Here is a 15483-nt window from a genome sequence, read left to right as displayed (position 1 = left end):
GTTACGGACGGGATACGACGCCCGGCAGCGGTGAGTCGTCCAGCCGACGCAGGGCTGCGGAAATCCGACAGGGCCCCGCCCGGGGCGGGACCCTGCCGGCCCGTCACATGCCCAGGTCCCGCGCAATGATCATGCGCTGCACCTCGCTGGTGCCCTCGCCGATCTCCAGGATCTTGGAGTCCCGCCAGAAGCGGGCCACCGGGTACTCGTTCATGAAGCCGTAGCCGCCGTGGATCTGGGTAGCCTCCCGGGCGTTGTCCACCGCGACGGTGCTGGCGTGCAGCTTGGCGATGGCCGCCTGCCGCTTGAACGGCTCACCGGCGAGCATCCGCGCGGCGGCGTCGTAGTAGGCCAGCCGGGCGGTGTGCGCCTTCAGCTCCATGTCGGCGATCTTGAACTGGATCGCCTGGTAGTTGCCGATCGGCTGACCGAACGCGTGGCGCTCCTTCGCGTACTTGATCGACTCGTCGACGCAGCCCTGAGCCAGGCCGACGGCGAGCGCGGCGATGGCGATCCGGCCCTCGTCGAGGATCCGCAGGAACTGGGCGAAGCCCCGACCCCGCTCGCCGAGCAGGTTGGCCGCCGGCACCCGGCAGTCGTCGAAGGTCAGCTCGTGGGTGTCCGAGGCGTTCCAGCCGACCTTCGAGTACGCCGGCGCCACCGTGAAGCCCGGGGTGCCCGACGGGACGATGATCGTCGAGAGCTCCTTCGAGCCGTCCTCACGGATCCCGGTCACCGCGGTCACCGTGACCAGCGCGGTGATGTCGGTGCCCGAGTTGGTGATGAACGCCTTCGAGCCGTTGATCACCCACTCGTCGGTCGCCTCGTCCAGGACCGCCCGGGTCTGGGTGCCGCCCGCGTCCGAGCCGGTGCCCGGCTCGGTCAGCCCGAAGCCGGCCAGGGCCTCGCCGCTGAGCAGCTTCGGCAGCCACTGCGCCTGCTGCTCCCGGGTACCAAATCGGTAGATCGGCATCGCGCCGAGGGAGACCGCCGCCTCCAGGGTGATCGCCACGCTGGAGTCGACCCGGGCCAGCTCCTCCAGGGCCAGGCAGAGCGCGAAGTAGTCGCCGCCCATGCCGCCGTGCTCCTCGGCGAAGGGCAGGCCGAACAGGCCCATCTTGCCCATCTGGCGGATGATCTCGTACGGGAAGGTGTGCTTCTCGTAGTGCTCGCCGATGACCGGGGCGACGACCTCGCGGGCGAACTCCCGCACGCTCTCCCGCAGCGCCTCTTGTTCCTCGCTGAGCCGGAAGTCCATCTGATCCTCCTGGTGGGACGTCCTGGGTGGACGGGCCGCCGGGCGCTCGTGACGCCGCGTCGGGTGGTGCGGGTCGGGGCAGGTCAGACCGGGGTGACGCCGTGCCGGCGCCGGGAGAAGTGCCGTTCCTTGCCGCGGGCGGCGGTGAACCGGCGGACCAGCTCGTCGCGGAGCTCGTGCGGTTCGACGATCGCGTCGATCACCAGCTCGCTGGCGAGCCGGACGACGTCGATGTCCCGCTCGTACTCCTCGCGCTTCGCGGCGACGAAGGCGGCCCGCTCGTCGGCGTCGGCGATCGCGGCGATCTTGTTGGCGTAGACCGCGTTGACGGCCGCCTCGGCGCCCATCACCGCGATCTTGGCGGTGGGCAGCGCGATCGTGGCGTCCGGCTCGAAACCGGGGCCGGCCATCGCGTAGAGGCCCGCGCCGTACGCCTTGCGAACCACCACGCAGATCTTGGGTACGGTCGCCTCGGAGATCGCGGTGATCATCTTGGCGCCGTGCCGGATGATGCCCTGCTTCTCCACCACGCTGCCGACCATGAACCCGGGCACGTCGCTGAGGAAGAGCAGCGGCACGTTGAACGCGTCGCAGAGCTGCACGAACCGGGTCGCCTTGTCGGCCGAGTCGACGAAGAGCACTCCGCCCTTGAACATCGAGTTGTTGCCGACCACGCCGACGACCTCGCCGTTCAGCCGGCCGAAACCGATGGTCAGCTCCTTGGCCCAGAGCGCCTGGATCTCGAAGAAGGAGCCGTCGTCGAGCAGGCCCTTGACGTACCGGCGCATGTCGAAGGCCTGCCGCTCGCTGGCCGGGACCAGCGCGGCCAGGTCGACCTTGTCGGAGGCCTCGACGGCCTCGGCAGCCGGCGGCTGCTGCGTCCAGTTCGCCGGCAGGTACGACAGGTAGCGCCGCACCACGTCCAGCGCGTCGGCCTCGGTCTTGCAGAGGAAGTGCCCGACGCCGGACTCGGCGCAGTGCACCTTCGCCCCGCCCATCGCTTCGAGCGTGGTCTTCTCGCCGGTGACCATCTCGACCATCCGGTCGGAGCCGAGGTACATGCTGGCGTTGCCGTCCACCATGGCCACCACGTCGCAGAACGCCGGGATGTACGCCCCGCCCGCCGCGCTCGGCCCGAACAGCGCGCAGACCTGCGGGATGGAGCCGGAGGCGCGGACCTGGTTCCAGAAGATCTTGCCGGCGCCGCGCCGGCCGGGGAAGAGGTCGACCTGGTCGGTGATCCGGGCGCCGGCCGAGTCGACCAGGTAGACCATCGGCACGCCGGTGGAGTACGCCCGCTCGATGATCCGGATGATCTTCTCGACGGTACGCGCGCCCCAGCTGCCCGCCTTGACCGTGGAGTCGTTGGCCATCAGGCAGACCTGCCGGCCGTCGATGGTGGCGGTGCCGGTGACCACGCCGTCGGCGGGCAGGCCCTCGGCCATCGCGTTGGCGTAGAGGCCGTCCTCGACGAAGGAACCCTCGTCGACCAGGAGCGCGACCCGCTCGCGGGCGAAGAGCTTGCCCTTGGCGGCGTTCGCCGCGTGGTACTTGTCCGCACCGCCGGCCCGGGAGTGCTTGCGCAGCTGCTCCAGTGCCTCACCGTCGAGCGTCACGCCGACTCCCTCGCCACCTGTGCCGGCCACCTCGTGAGCGCACCGACTGACCTGAACGATCGTTAGGCTAGCGCATTCGGGACCCCTCCGACGACCCACCGCTCGGTTGGCCGGGCCACCCGGGAGTTGACCGAGCGTGGGCGTGTCGCGCTCCGGGGTCGGATGTCGTGGTGAGCGATATGACTCGGCGTCATAAATATGACTGAGCGTCATACCGCTCTTCGCGACATCCGACCCCGTCCCGCTCCAGGCGGGGATCGGCGAGCAGGGATCCGGCGGGCGTGGGATCAGGCGGGCAGCGGGGTGAGCCGGGTGCGGGGGCCGGCGCGCAGCACCCCCGACGGAAGCTTCTTGCCGAGCAACTCCTCGGCCAGCTCGGCCGCCTCGATCAGGGCGTCCAGGTCGATCCCGGTGTCGATGCCCATGTCGTGCAGCATGTGCACCGCCTCCTCGGTGGCCAGGTTGCCGCTGGCCCCCGGGGCGTACGGGCAGCCGCCGAGGCCGCCGACGCTGGCGTCGAACTCGGTGATCCCCAGCTCCAGCGCGGTCAGCAGGTTCGCCAGCGCGGTGCCCCGGGTGTTGTGGAAGTGCAGCAGCACCGGGACGTGGGCGTTGCGGTCGCGTACCGCGGTGATCAGCTCGCGGACCCGGCGGGGCGTACCCATGCCGGTGGTGTCGCCGAAGGCGACCCGGTCCGCGCCGTCGCGGACCACCCGGTCGACGATGCCGGCGACCCGGTACGGGTCGACGTCCCCCTCGTAGGGGCAGCCGAAGCTGGTCGCCACGATCACCTCGGCCCGGGCGCCCGCGCCGTGCAGCAGGCCGATCAGCTCGGCGATGTCGTCCAGGGACTCCTCGGTGGAGCGGTTGACGTTGCGCCGGTTGTGCGTGTCGCTGGCCGAGACCACCACCTCGATCTCGGTGAAGCCGGCGGCCAGGGCCCGCTGGGCGCCCCGGGTGTTCGGCACCAGCGCCGAGTAGCGCACGCCGTCGACCCTGGTGGCCCGCTGCCACACCTCGTCGGCGTCGGCCATCTGCGGGATCGCCTTCGGGTGCACGAACGACACCGCCTCGACCCGCCGTACCCCGGTCCGGGAGAGGGCGTCGAGCAGTCGCACCTTGGCGTCGGTGGGGATCGGGTCCTCGTTCTGGAGCCCGTCCCGCGGCCCGACCTCCCGGATGGAGACGAAGTCCGGCAGTTCCGTCATAAGGGGTCACCTCACTGTGACGTCACGCTGTTGCTGGGATACCCCCAGCCTCCCACCCGGGCCCCGGTGGCCGCACCCACCGGGGCCGGGAAGGGGTCAGCGCATCCGGGAGACGATGCCGGTGTCGTAGTCGCCGGAAAGGAACTCCTCGTTCTCCAGCAGCTCGGCAAAGAACGGGAGGTTGCACTTCGGGCCGGTCAGTTCGAAGTTCGCCACTGCCGCCTTGGCCCGATCGATCGCCTCGGCGCGGGTCGCGCCGCTGACGATCAGCTTGGCCATCAGGCTGTCGTAGAACGGGGTGACGGTGTTGCCGGCGACGTAGCCCGAGTCGACCCGCACCCCCTCACCGGTCGGCTCCACCCAGGTCTTCACCACGCCCGGGCCGGGCAGGAAGCGCTTCGGGTCCTCGGCGTTGATCCGCAGCTCGATGGCGTGCCCGCGCGGGGCGAGCGCGGCCGGGTCGAAGGTCGGCGCCAGACCGGCCGCCACCCGCAGCTGCTCCTCGACCAGGTCCACCCCGTAGACCAGCTCGGTCACCGGGTGCTCGACCTGGAGGCGGGTGTTCATCTCCAGGAAGAAAAATTCCTCGGAGCCGGGGCCATCACCCTGGAAGTCCCGCTGACGCGGGACCAGCAGGCACTCGACGGTGCCCGCGTTGCGGTAGCCGACCGCCTCGCCGGCCCGCACGGCCGCCGCCAGGAAGCGCGACCGCAGCTCCGGGGAGACCGCCGGGGACGGGGACTCCTCGACCAGCTTCTGGTTGCGCCGCTGCACCGAGCACTCCCGCTCACCCAGCGCCACCACCCGGCCGTCGGCCAGGCCGAGGATCTGCACCTCGACGTGGCGTACCCGGGGGAAGTACCGCTCCAGCAGCACCGAGCCGTCGCCGAACATCCGCTCGGCGAAGGCGCGCACCTTGTCGTACTCGGTGCGCAGCGCGGCCTCGTCGGTGGCCACCCCCATGCCCATGCCGCCGCCACCGGCCGCGGCCTTGACCATCACCGGGTAGCCGATCTCCGCGGCGGCGGCGACCGCCGCGTCGAGGTCGGCCGCGGGCTCGGTGGTCCCGGGCGCGACCGGCACCCCGGCCGCCGCCATCAGGTTCCGGGCGTTGATCTTGTCGCCCATCGCGGTGATCGCGTCCGCGCCGGGCCCGACCCAGATCAGGCCGCTGGCCTCGACGGTACGGGCGAACTCGGCGTTCTCCGACAGGAAGCCGTACCCGGGGTGGATCGCCTGTGCGCCGGTGGTCTTCGCGGCGGCGAGGATCGCCTCGACGTTCCGGTAGCTCTGCGCGGGGTTGGCCGGGCCGACGCAGATCGCCTCGTCGGCCTCGGTGACGAACGGCAGGCCGGCGTCGGCCTCCGAGTGCACCGCGATCGCGCGGATACCGAGCCGCTTGGCGGTACGGATGATCCGGCGGGCGATCTCGCCCCGGTTGGCGACCAGCAGCGACTCGATCATGTTTCCTCCCAGCGTCCAGGGGTGGGGACGGGTGACAGAGAACCATGAGCCGCCCGTTACTCACGAGTCGCCCGGCCCCGGGCGGAGTGTCAGGCGGGGTCGGTGGGGGCGAGCAGGGCCGCCAGCGTCGCCCCGCGCAGCAGCGCCGCGCGGCGCCGCCGGTCGACCTCGCCGCCGAGGAACGGCGTCGAGTTCATCAGGCCGAACGCGGCGTGGGCCAGCACCCGCGCCTCGCCGTCCGGCAGGCCGGGGTGCAGCGCGGTCAGCACGCTCACCCACTCCTCGACGTAGAGCCGCTGGAGCTTGCGGATGCGACGGCGCGGCTCGTCGGGGAGGCGGTCCAGCTCGTGCAGGTGCAGCGCGATCACCGCCGGGTTGGCCAGCGCGAAGTCGACGTGGAAGTCGATCAGCGACTCCAACGCGCCACGCGGGTCGTCCGGGTGGCCGGCCGCGCGGTCCTTCCCGCCGGCGAGCAGCCCCTCGCTGACCGGGATCAGCGCGGCGGCCAGCATCGCCTCCTTGCCGGCGAAGTGGTGGTAGAGGGCCGGCCCGGTCACCCCGGCGGCGGCGCCGATGTCGTCCATCGACACGCCGTGGTAGCCCCGGGCGGCGAAGAGGCCGACCGCGATCTCCAGGATCTCGTCGCGCCGGGACCGGCGCCGACCCGCGCCCGCCGCGCCGCCCGCCCCGCTCCGCGCCTGCTGCTCCACCGCCACCGGGCAAGCCTAGACCGCGGGCGGAGCGTGGTGGAGGCTCGGTTACCCGTTGGTCGCCTCACACCGCTTGACCCTTTACCCGGTTGAGGCCGCAGGGTCCGTCGGCATGACCGCTTCCCCACTCGGCCGGGACTACCGACTGCTCTGGTCCGCGACCGTCTCGTCCCGGTTCGGCGACGCCCTGCGTACGCCGGCACTGGCCCTGCTCGCCGCGACCCTCACCCGCGACCCGCGCGCGATCGCCGCGGTGACCGTGGCCGGGCAGCTCCCGCCGCTGCTCTTCGGCCTGCTCGGCGGGGTGTACGCGGACCGCTGGGACCGCCGCCGGACGATGGCCGCGGTGGACGGGCTGCGGGCGACGGTGGTGGCCGGGCTGGCCGTCGCGGTGGCCACCGGCCGGGCCGACCTGACGGTGCTGGCCGGTGCCGCGTTCCTGCTCGCGGGGCTCGGCGCGCTCTTCGACGCCGCCGCCTTCGCCCTGCTCCCGGCGGTGGTCCCGGCGGCCGCCCTGCCCCGGGCCAACGGTCGCCTCCAGGCCGGTACGGCCGTGGCCGGCGGCTTCCTCGGCGCACCCCTGGCCGGTCTGCTCTTCGCGGCCTCGGCCCCGCTGCCCTTCGCCCTGGACGCGCTCAGCTTCACCGCCGCCGCCCTGCTCATCCTCGCCCTCTCCACCCACCCGGCCGGACCCGTCTCCACCCACCCAGCCGGATCCGCCTCCACCCGCCCGGCCGGATCCGTCTCCATTCACCCGGCCGGATCCGCCGAGGGCACCGGCCCGGCTGGCGGCCCTGGTCAGGAGCGAGGGGGCCGACCGTCGGTGTGGCGGGAGATCGGGGTGGGGCTGCGGTTCCTGCGGGGTGAGCCGGTGCTGTGGCGGCTGGCCGTGCTGGCCGCGGGCAGCAACCTGGCGATCAGCGGGCTGCTGGCGGTACTGGTGCTCTACGCGCTGGACGTGCTGCGCGTCCCGCCGGGCGGGTACGGCCTGTTCATGACCGCCGCGATCCTGGGCGGGCTGGCCGGGGCGCTGGGTGCCGGTCGGCTGGCCGCCCGGTCGGGGACGGTCGTCGCGTTGCGCCTCGTGCTGGCTGCGCAGGCCGTCGCGCTGACCGTGTTCGCGCTGGTCCGCCAGCCGGTCGCCGGCGGTGTCGCGCTGGCCGTCTTCGCCGCCGGGAGCACGGTGTGGAACAGCCTCTGGGCGGCGTACGGGCAGCGGCACGTGCCGACCGGGATGCTCGGTCGGGTGGGCGCGGCGCAGCGGATGGTCGGCCTGCTCACCGCGCCCGTCGGGGCGGCGTTGGCCGGACTGGCCGGGGCGGCGTACGGGGTGGGACCGGTGGTCGGGGCGGCGGCCGTGGTGTTCGGGCTGGTCAGCGCGGTGGCGTGGCGGGTGCTGCGAGCAGAGCCGGGGCCGCAGCCCGCCACGCCCCGAGGAGCTGCCGGCGTCCCGGCGGCGCGGCCTAGCCGGGGATCGACTCCCGGTGGGTGAGGCCGGAGAGGTTCAGCGCGAGCCGTCGACGGGCCGGCGGGGCGGCGGAGACCGCGCGGAGCAGCAGGTCGCGCAGGGGTCGGCCGGCCGGGGGCAGGGTGGCCAGGCGGGTGAGCCGGCCGGCGAAGCCGACCACCTCCTCGGCGAGCGGGCGGCGGGCCTCGGCGTACCGGTCGAGGACGGTGTCGGGCGCGCCGGCGAGCACCTGGGCCAGCGCGTCGCCGAGGGCGACCGCGTCGCAGATGCCGAGGTTCATCCCCTGCCCGCCGGCCGGGCTGTGCACGTGCGCGGAGTCCCCGGCGAGCAGCACCGGCCCGGCCCGGAACGTGTCGGCGATCCGGTGGTGGATCCGGAACCGGGAGCCCCAGCACACCTCGGTCACCCGGTCCGGCCGGCGCTGCGGGCCGCGCTCGTCGAGCAGGGCCTGGAGCAGGGCGGCGTCCGGGTCGCGGGGGGCCTCGTCCACGGCGGCGACCAACCGGACCAGGCCGTCGGGCAGCGGTGCCCAGACCAGCGGCCCGGAGCGGGCGAGGAAGAGCGAGACCTCGTCGCGGGGCAGCGCGCTGCGCACTCGTACGTCGGCGAGCAGGAACGACTCGCCGTCGCCCGTCGGCCCGGGGAAGTCGATGCCGGCCAGTTCGCGGACGGTGCTGTGCATGCCGTCGGCGCCCACCACCCAGCGGGCGCGCACGGTGGAACCGTCGGTGAACCGGACCACCGCGCCGACGCCGCCGCGGTCCAGGCCGCTCATCTCGTACGGCCGGAGCACCCGGCCGCCGAGCGCGGTGAGCCGGTCGGCGAGCACCGCCTCGGTCTCGGCCTGGGAGACCAGCAGCGCGTACGGGAAGCGGGACGGCAGGTCGCCGAAGGGGACGGTGAGCAGCACCCGGTCCCGGTCCCGGACGGTGAACCGGGCCGAGCGCAGGCCCCGGTCGGTCAGCGGCACGGCGGCCCCGATCCGGTCCAGCACCTCCAGGGTGTTGGCGTGCACCACGGCGGCGCGGGAGGTGGTCGCGGGCGCCGCCGCCCGGTCGACCACGGTCACGTCCACCCCGTGTCCGGCGAGGGTCGCCGCCACGGCCAGGCCGGTCGGGCCGGCTCCGATCACCAGGACGTCGGTCTGCTCGGGCAGCATGTCCCACCTCCATTTGCCAACAACTGTTTGCCAACGCTTGTAGGCAAGGGTAGGCGCGGCCCGGCTACGAAGTCAACGCTTGTTGGCCTACAGTCGTGGACATGACCGCACCGCCCACCCGACGCTCGGACGCCACCCGCGCCGCGATCCTGCGCGCCGCCCGGGAGCGGTTCGCCGCCGACGGGTACGAACGGGCCACCATCCGGGCCATCGCCGCCGACGCGCGGATCGACCCGTCGATGGTGATGCGCTACTACGGCAGCAAGGAGGGCCTCTTCGCCGCGGCGGCCGAGTTCGACCTGCGGCTGCCCGAGCTGGCCGACCTGCCCGCCGACCGGATCGGCGAGGCACTGGTCCGGCACTTCCTGGACCGCTGGGAGGGCGACGGCACCCTGGTCGCACTGCTGAGGACGGCCAGCACCAACCCCGGCGCGGCCGAACGGATGCGGACGATCTTCGCCGACCAGCTCGGCGCGGCGGTGGCCCGTACCGTCGCCGACCCGGCCACCGCCGCCCGGCGGGCCGGGCTGGTGGCCAGCCAGATCCTCGGCCTGGCGTTCACCCGATACGTCGTGCGCCTGCCCCCGGTGGCCGACGCCGACCCTGCGGAGCTGATCGCCTGGGTCGCGCCGACCGTCCAGCGCTACCTCACCGGGCCGGCCCCGCGATGACGAACGGCCGCGACCCGAGGGGTCGCGGCCGTCCGCCTGGTGGGTCCGTCAGCCGGCGAGCCCGCCCGGCTGGTCGCCCTTGACGACGGGCGCCCGGACCAGGTTGCCCCACTCGGTCCACGAGCCGTCGTAGTTGCGCACCTGCGGGTAGCCCAGCAGGTGGTGCAGCACGAACCAGGTGTGGCTGGACCGCTCACCGATCCGGCAGTACGCCACCACGTCGTCCGACGGGCTCAGCCCGAGCTGGTCGGTGTAGATGGCCCGCAGCTCGTCGGCCGACTTGAAGGTGCCGTCGTCGTTCGCGGCGGACTTCCACGGCTTGCTCACCGCGCCCGGGATGTGCCCACCGCGCAGCGCGCCCTCCTGCGGGTAGTCCGGCATGTGCAGCTTCTCGCCGGTGTACTCGGCGGGCGAGCGCACGTCGACCAGCGGCCGGCCGGCGGCGACGTGTGCCATGACCTGCTCGCGGTACGCCCGGATCGGCGCGTCGTTGCGCTCCGGCACCGGGTACTCGGCGCGGGGGCGGGTCACCTTCTCCCGGGTCAGCTCGCGCCCCTCGGCGATCCACTTCTGCCGGCCGCCGTCGAGCAGCCGCACGTCCGGGTGACCGAAGAGGGTGAAGACCCAGAGGGCGTACGCGGCCCACCAGTTGAAGTTGTCGCCGTAGAAGACGACCGTGTCGCCGCGGCCGATGCCCTTGGCCGCGCAGAGCTCGGCGAAGCTCTTCGCGTCGAGGTAGTCCCGGGTGACCTGGTCGTTCAGCTCGGTGTGCCAGTCGACCTTGACGGCGCCCGGCAGGTGACCGGTGTCGTAGAGCAACACGTCCTCGTCGGACTCCACCACGACGAGGCCCTCGTCGCCCAGGTGCTCGGCCAGCCACTCCGTGGTGACCAGGCGCTGCGGATCGGCGTACGACTGGAGGCGGGGATTCGGATCGCTCGGCACAGGCATGAGCCCCAAGGTACGCCGGATGTCAGGGCGACGACCGGCCATCCGCGATCGGGCGCAGCGGATGTGGCGGCGCACACGTGACAGTGGGGAACCCGCTCACCACAGAGGATCGAGATGACCGTACGGCAAGAGACCGGACCACCCCGGGTCGTCCCGACGGCCGTGGACTTCACCGACTTCTACCAGGCGCACTTCCACCGGCTCGCCGTACAGCTCTACGCCTATCTGGGAGACCACGCCGAGGCGCAGGACCTCACCCAGGAGGCGTTCTGCCGGCTGCTGGAACGCTGGGGCCGGGTGAGCGGGTACGACGACCCGTCCGCCTGGGTCCGCCGGGTCGCCTGGAACCTGGCGACCAGCCGGCTGCGCCGGGTCCGTACCGCCGTACGCCACCTGGCCCGCCAGCGCGAGGAGCACGTGGCCGGGCCGGAGCCGGACCGGGTGGCGCTGGTCCGGGCGCTGGCCACGCTGCCGGCGTCCCAGCGTCGGGCGATCGTGCTGCACCACCTCGGCCAGCTGAGCACGCGGGAGATCGCCGAGCAGGAGGGTGTGGCGGAGGGCACCGTCCGCTCCTGGCTGTCCCGCGGTCGCGCCGCGCTGGCCACCCACCTCACCGAGCGACCGGAGAACCCCCATGCCTGAGACCGTGGTGACCGAACTGTTCGCCGATTTCGAGGCGGACGCACTGCCGACCTTCCGCCCCCCGGGCGTGGCGGTGGCCCGGCGCCGGGTACGCGAGCGTCGGTGGCGCCGCCGCGGCCTGCTCGCCGGGCTCGCCGCCCTGCTGGTGGGCGCTCCGACGGGGGTACTCGCCGTCGACGGCCGGGACGCCGCCCCCCGGCCCACGCCACCGGCCCTGGGGTCGGGCCCGTTGCCCGAGCGGACGGTGACCGTGCCCGGGGCGACCGGCCGCCTGACCGACCTGCGCTTCGTCGACGCGCGACACGCCTGGGCGCTGCTCGACGGCTGTACCCGGGAGGCCATGGTCGACTGCCGGCAGACGGTCGCCTGGACCTCCGACGGCGGCGTGACCTGGCAGGGGCGGGGCATCCCGGATTCCGACGGCAGCGGCCAGCTGATGCCGTACGACCCGGAGCAGCTCGTCGTCGCGACGGATCGCGAGTACCTCCTGCTGTCCAGTCGTTTCTTCGCCAGCCCTGCCGACAGCGTGCGCCGGGTCCCCACCGGCGCAGCCCCGCCGCTGGGGGCCCAGAGTGCCTGGGCCTCGCCCAGCGGATTCCGGCTGACCTGCCCCGGGGAGCAGCAGGAGTGCGCGCGCTTCCAGCTGGTCCGGGTCGGATCGGGCAAGGCTTGGCAGCAGCCGCCGCTCTCCCTCGACGCGGATGCCGGGCCCCAGCTCGTCGAGGGCGGTGACGGCCGCCTCTGGGTGACCACCATGAAGGAGGGCAGGTCGACGGTGGTGGTCAGCGACAACGACGGGATCACCTGGCAGCGGCTGCCGGCGGTACCGGCCGAGGCGCGTCCCGCCGTCTCGCCGGACGGCACGGAGGTCTGGCTGGTCGACAGCGGCCGGGGTGGGGTGTGGCGGCTGGTCGGCGCCCGTTGGCAGCAGCGCCCGGGCCTGCCGAACGTGCCCCTCGACGGCGGGTTCGCCGCAGCCGGCGCCGGGGCGATCCTCGTCAACAGCCACGGGCGCATCGGGTACTGGATCGACGGCCGCTACGTCGACCAGCCGGACCTGCGGGACGCCCTCGCACACAGCGGGAGCAGTGTGGTGACGGTCAACTCGTTGCCGGACGGCACGATCGTGCTCAAGGGCGACGACGCCTGGCGGATCGTCGGGGTCGGCTCGGGAGTGGACCGCACCTGGACCCGGTTCTCCTGACGGCCGGCCTCCGGCGGGTGGTCAGGCCCGGCGGTGCACCAGCCGGCCCGCAACGACCGTGGCCAGGCAGGAGCCGTCCTCGGCGAAGACCGCCAGGTCGGCGCGGCCGGTCAGGATCAGCTCCGTGGGACGTACCCGTTCGAGGATCGCGACGTCGTTGCGGACGGCGGCGGCACGCAGGCCCGGATCGGCCACGTGGGCGGCGAGCACCGCGCCGGCGCCGAGCCGGAACAGGGCGTGCACCCGCTCGCGCGGGGTGGGTGCCGGGGGCAGCGGTCCGTCGTGCAGGAGCGCCGGCCCGAGGGTGCCGGCCCACCGCCGCACCCGCACCTCGGGGTACGCCTGCGTCAGCTCGTCCGCCGGGCCGATCGCGCCGATCCGGTCGCCCACGACGAGGACCGCCCCGTCCGGTGTCGGCTCGTCGAGGGAGCTCAGTCGCAGCAAAGAAGCGGCATGGATCGTTCGCACGGTCAGTCCGTGACCGGACCGAGCAGCGGACGCTTGGCGGTGACCGTGTCGCCGGAGGAGCGACCGGTCAGCCGGCGCTTGATCCACGGGGCGAGGTGCTGCCCGGCCCAGCGCAGGTCGGCGGCGCGGGCGGCCAGCCAGGGGGTCGGCGCCGGCCGCTCGGGGACCAGCAGCCACTCCTCGTCGCAGCCCACCCCGAGCGCGGTCAGCACCTGGCCGGCGACCCGGCGGTGCCCGGCGGCCGACAGGTGCAGCCGGTCGGTGCTCCAGAGCATCGGGTTGAGCCGGAACGTGTCGTCGGCGTACAGGTCGACCAGGATGGCGCCGTGCCGCTCGGCGGTCTCCCCGACGGACCGGTTGAGCAGCTCGATCCGGGGGGCGACGAGGCGCTGGCCGGGCAGCCGGGCCATCACGTCGGCGAACCGGAAGAGGATCACGTCGGCGCCGCCGGAGCGCAGCTCGCGAACCACGTCGTCGAAGCGGGCGACCAGCGCGTGCGGGTCGAAGTTGCGGCGCAGCACGTCGTTGCCGCCGGCGGCGAAGCTGATCAGGTCGGGCTTCATCGCCAGCGCGACCGGCACCTGCTCCTGGACCACGCTCGGGAAGAGGCGTCCCCGGATCGCCAGGTTCGCGTACCCGAAATCAGGGCCGGCCTCGGCGGCCAGCCGGGTCGCGACCAGGTCGGCCCAGCCTCGGTAGGTGCCGTCCGGGTACGCGTCGTCCATGCCCTCGGTGAAGCTGTCCCCCACCGCCACGAAGCTGCGCCAGCGCACGCCGCCTCCCTCAGTCGTTGCCTGCGGCGACCAGTTTGGCATCGACCGGGAAGGTCGGACACGCCGGCCGGACGTGGCGCTGCCCACGCCCCCGCCCGCCCGCACGGGACAGAAAACGAACGGGTGGGCAGAAATAATGACGCGACTCGATCGGGGACGGTGCGGACGCTGCCTCCGATTCCACGGACACGAGCGAGGACGCCATCATGACCGAGGGACGACCCTCCGTTCCCCCGCCCCCGCCGGGGCTCGCCGGGCCGTACGGCGGGCCCGTCCCCGCTCCGCCGGGGCCGTACGGTCCGCCGCCGGTGCGGCCCACCGGCCGGAAGTCCCGCCGCGCGCTGTGGATCGTGCTCACCTCGGTGGTGCTGGCGCTGTCACTGTGCGCCGGATCGGTGCTCGTGCTCAAGTCGTACCTCGATCGGCAGAACGCCGCGTCGGCCGACGCGCTCGACGACAAGTACAACCCGATCAGGCCGGAGAAGATCGACGCGCTGCTGGCCGAGCACACCAGGGCGCTCACGGAGCGGGACGAGAAGGCGTTCGTGGCGCCGTTCGACCCGACGACGAAGGGCCTGGTGGCGGGGCAGACCAGCCTGTTCCGGAACCTCAGCAAGTTGCCCCTGGCCGACGTCCGGTACCGGTACCTGACGAAGAGCGACTTCCGCCCGGTCGGTGGCGGATACGAGGTCGACGTGACGGTGGCGTTCGTGCACCGGTTCGACGGCTTCGACCTCAACCCGGTCGAGGAGTGGTACCAGTGGACGATCGTCCAGCCCGACAAGGCCGCCCCGTTGAAGGTCACCAGGGCCGGCGGCAGACCTGAGGAACGCAAGCGAGACTCGATCACCCACTATCCGGCGCCCTGGGACAAGTGGCGGAGCATCCACGTCGAGCGGACCCCGCACACCCTGCTGATCGTCGATGCGCCGTTGCGCGCGGAGGCCCAGCGGTACGCCCCCGTCGCCGAGCAGGCAGCGACCGCGGACCTGGCGGCCTGGCGGGACGGCGGGGTGACCGCCAAGGCGCCGCCCGGCTTCGTCATCTCCCTGGTCAAGGGCAAGAAGGAGCTGGGTTCCCTCTACCGGACCACGAAGGAGACCCCCAAGGAGTCCGGGGTCGCGATCCCGGTGCCGCCCGAGGGCGTGCTCGACGGCGACGACGACGCGGGCCGCCCCGAGGTCGGAGCCACCCGCGTGGTGATCGACGTCGCCGACAGGTACCACTTCGTCAACGGCACCCGGGGCCGGCAACTGGACATCTTCCGGCACGAGATCGGCCACGCCGTGGTCGGCACCCTCACCGCCCGCCGCCCCGGCAAGTACCTCCTGGGCGAACGGGAGACGTGGGTGGTCGAGGGGTTCGCGGAGTACCTCGGCCACGATCGGAAGCCCTGGACGACCAGCGAGCGTACGACCGAGGCGCGGGCGGTGATCCGGGAGATCGGCTACCCGTACTCGCTGCCGAGCATCCAGACCTGGGACCTGGAGGGCCGGGTCACCTACCACTACTGGCTGGGCCACTCGGCGATCGGCTACATCGTCGAGAAGTACGGGGAACAGAAGATGTTCCAGCTCGTGGCCGAGCACTACCGCAGCAAGGAGATCGGCGAGGTGACCCGGGAGGTGCTCGGCGTCTCGTACGAGGAGTTCGAGAAGGCGTGGCTCGCGTACCTCAAGGACAAGGTGCGCTGAGCGCGGTCGCGCGGGGCCACCGGAGGGTGGCCCCGCCGGCCCGCTCGCGCGGATTGGCCTGGCTCTCAGGTCCACCGGCCGCCAGTGGACTACCAACTTGATGCCGTCAACGAATCATCGACCGCCACGATCACGACGCCGGGGCATCGACTGCCTCCCCGCGCGGGTGCGGCGCGGTGATTCGTTCGCGTCATCAA

At 73.1% G+C, this 15483-nt stretch carries 14 protein-coding genes; 5 read left to right on the top strand and 9 right to left on the bottom strand.

What is annotated here, in order from left to right; translation table 11 throughout:
* Nucleotides 1–103 precede the first annotated feature (103 nt).
* The 5 genes from V6U81_RS22230 to V6U81_RS22210 all read right to left on the bottom strand — a co-directional run bounded on the left by V6U81_RS22230 (nt 104) and on the right by V6U81_RS22210 (nt 6262).
* Nucleotides 104–1258, bottom strand: coding sequence for an acyl-CoA dehydrogenase family protein (locus V6U81_RS22230; RefSeq protein WP_334491823.1), 1155 nt, complete (start codon nt 1256–1258; stop codon nt 104–106).
* Between the two features lie 83 nt (nt 1259–1341).
* Nucleotides 1342–2874 carry an acyl-CoA carboxylase subunit beta gene (locus V6U81_RS22225; RefSeq protein ID WP_334491822.1) on the bottom strand — a complete coding sequence of 511 codons (1533 nt, stop codon included), beginning with the start codon at nt 2872–2874 and terminating at the stop codon, nt 1342–1344.
* A gap of 287 nt (nt 2875–3161) precedes the next feature.
* Nucleotides 3162–4082 (bottom strand): hydroxymethylglutaryl-CoA lyase, encoded by a 921-nt coding sequence (locus V6U81_RS22220; protein WP_334491821.1) that lies wholly within the window; start codon nt 4080–4082, stop codon nt 3162–3164.
* A 96-nt stretch (nt 4083–4178) separates the two neighbouring features.
* Nucleotides 4179–5546: an acetyl-CoA carboxylase biotin carboxylase subunit gene (locus V6U81_RS22215; RefSeq protein ID WP_334491820.1), complete on the bottom strand. Its 1368-nt coding sequence runs from the start codon at nt 5544–5546 to the stop codon at nt 4179–4181.
* An 89-nt stretch (nt 5547–5635) separates the two neighbouring features.
* Nucleotides 5636–6262 (bottom strand): TetR/AcrR family transcriptional regulator, encoded by a 627-nt coding sequence (locus V6U81_RS22210; protein ID WP_334491819.1) that lies wholly within the window; start codon nt 6260–6262, stop codon nt 5636–5638.
* Between the two features lie 106 nt (nt 6263–6368).
* Here V6U81_RS22210 and V6U81_RS22205 point away from each other — a divergent pair, with 106 nt between their 5' ends.
* Nucleotides 6369–7748 (top strand): MFS transporter, encoded by a 1380-nt coding sequence (locus V6U81_RS22205; protein WP_334491818.1) that lies wholly within the window; start codon nt 6369–6371, stop codon nt 7746–7748.
* Here the strand turns inward: V6U81_RS22205 and V6U81_RS22200 are convergent.
* The gene (locus tag V6U81_RS22200) at nt 7720–8883 is read right to left on the bottom strand and encodes an FAD-dependent oxidoreductase (protein WP_334491817.1); all 1164 of its coding nucleotides are present in this window, start codon (nt 8881–8883) and stop codon (nt 7720–7722) included. The genes V6U81_RS22205 and V6U81_RS22200 overlap by 29 nt on opposite strands.
* Nucleotides 8884–8984: 101 nt before the next feature.
* Here V6U81_RS22200 and V6U81_RS22195 point away from each other — a divergent pair, with 101 nt between their 5' ends.
* Nucleotides 8985–9554: a TetR/AcrR family transcriptional regulator gene (locus V6U81_RS22195; RefSeq protein WP_334491816.1), complete on the top strand. Its 570-nt coding sequence runs from the start codon at nt 8985–8987 to the stop codon at nt 9552–9554.
* 48 nt (nt 9555–9602) lie between these two features.
* Here V6U81_RS22195 and V6U81_RS22190 read toward each other — a convergent pair whose 3' ends face one another.
* A complete protein-coding gene (locus V6U81_RS22190; protein ID WP_334491815.1) occupies nt 9603–10505 on the bottom strand; it encodes a sulfurtransferase in 903 nt (300 codons plus the stop codon).
* Nucleotides 10506–10619: 114 nt separating this feature from the next.
* On the opposite strand from V6U81_RS22190, the gene V6U81_RS22185 reads away from it, so the two are divergent.
* Together V6U81_RS22185 and V6U81_RS22180 are read left to right on the top strand one after the other, a co-directional pair.
* Nucleotides 10620–11147: an RNA polymerase sigma factor gene (locus V6U81_RS22185; protein ID WP_334491813.1), complete on the top strand. Its 528-nt coding sequence runs from the start codon at nt 10620–10622 to the stop codon at nt 11145–11147.
* Nucleotides 11140–12351, top strand: a complete 1212-nt coding sequence (locus V6U81_RS22180; RefSeq protein ID WP_334491812.1) for a hypothetical protein — start codon at nt 11140–11142, stop codon at nt 12349–12351. The genes V6U81_RS22185 and V6U81_RS22180 overlap by 8 nt, the downstream gene beginning before the upstream one ends.
* A gap of 21 nt (nt 12352–12372) precedes the next feature.
* On the opposite strand, the gene V6U81_RS22175 is transcribed toward V6U81_RS22180, so the two are convergent.
* Both V6U81_RS22175 and V6U81_RS22170 read right to left on the bottom strand, forming a co-directional pair.
* The gene (locus tag V6U81_RS22175; protein ID WP_334491811.1) at nt 12373–12819 is read right to left on the bottom strand and encodes an imidazolonepropionase-like domain-containing protein; all 447 of its coding nucleotides are present in this window, start codon (nt 12817–12819) and stop codon (nt 12373–12375) included.
* A 2-nt stretch (nt 12820–12821) separates the two neighbouring features.
* Nucleotides 12822–13592 carry an SGNH/GDSL hydrolase family protein gene (locus V6U81_RS22170; RefSeq protein WP_334491810.1) on the bottom strand — a complete coding sequence of 257 codons (771 nt, stop codon included), beginning with the start codon at nt 13590–13592 and terminating at the stop codon, nt 12822–12824.
* A gap of 206 nt (nt 13593–13798) precedes the next feature.
* Here V6U81_RS22170 and V6U81_RS22165 point away from each other — a divergent pair, with 206 nt between their 5' ends.
* A complete protein-coding gene (locus V6U81_RS22165) occupies nt 13799–15286 on the top strand; it encodes a hypothetical protein (protein WP_334491809.1) in 1488 nt (495 codons plus the stop codon).
* The last annotated feature ends 197 nt before the right edge of the window (nt 15287–15483 follow it).

Origin of the sequence: Micromonospora lacuserhaii, from assembly GCF_036902735.1 — a bacterium.
Classification (GTDB): Bacteria; Actinomycetota; Actinomycetes; order Mycobacteriales; family Micromonosporaceae; genus Micromonospora.
This window is presented reverse-complemented; position numbering and strand designations above follow the sequence as displayed.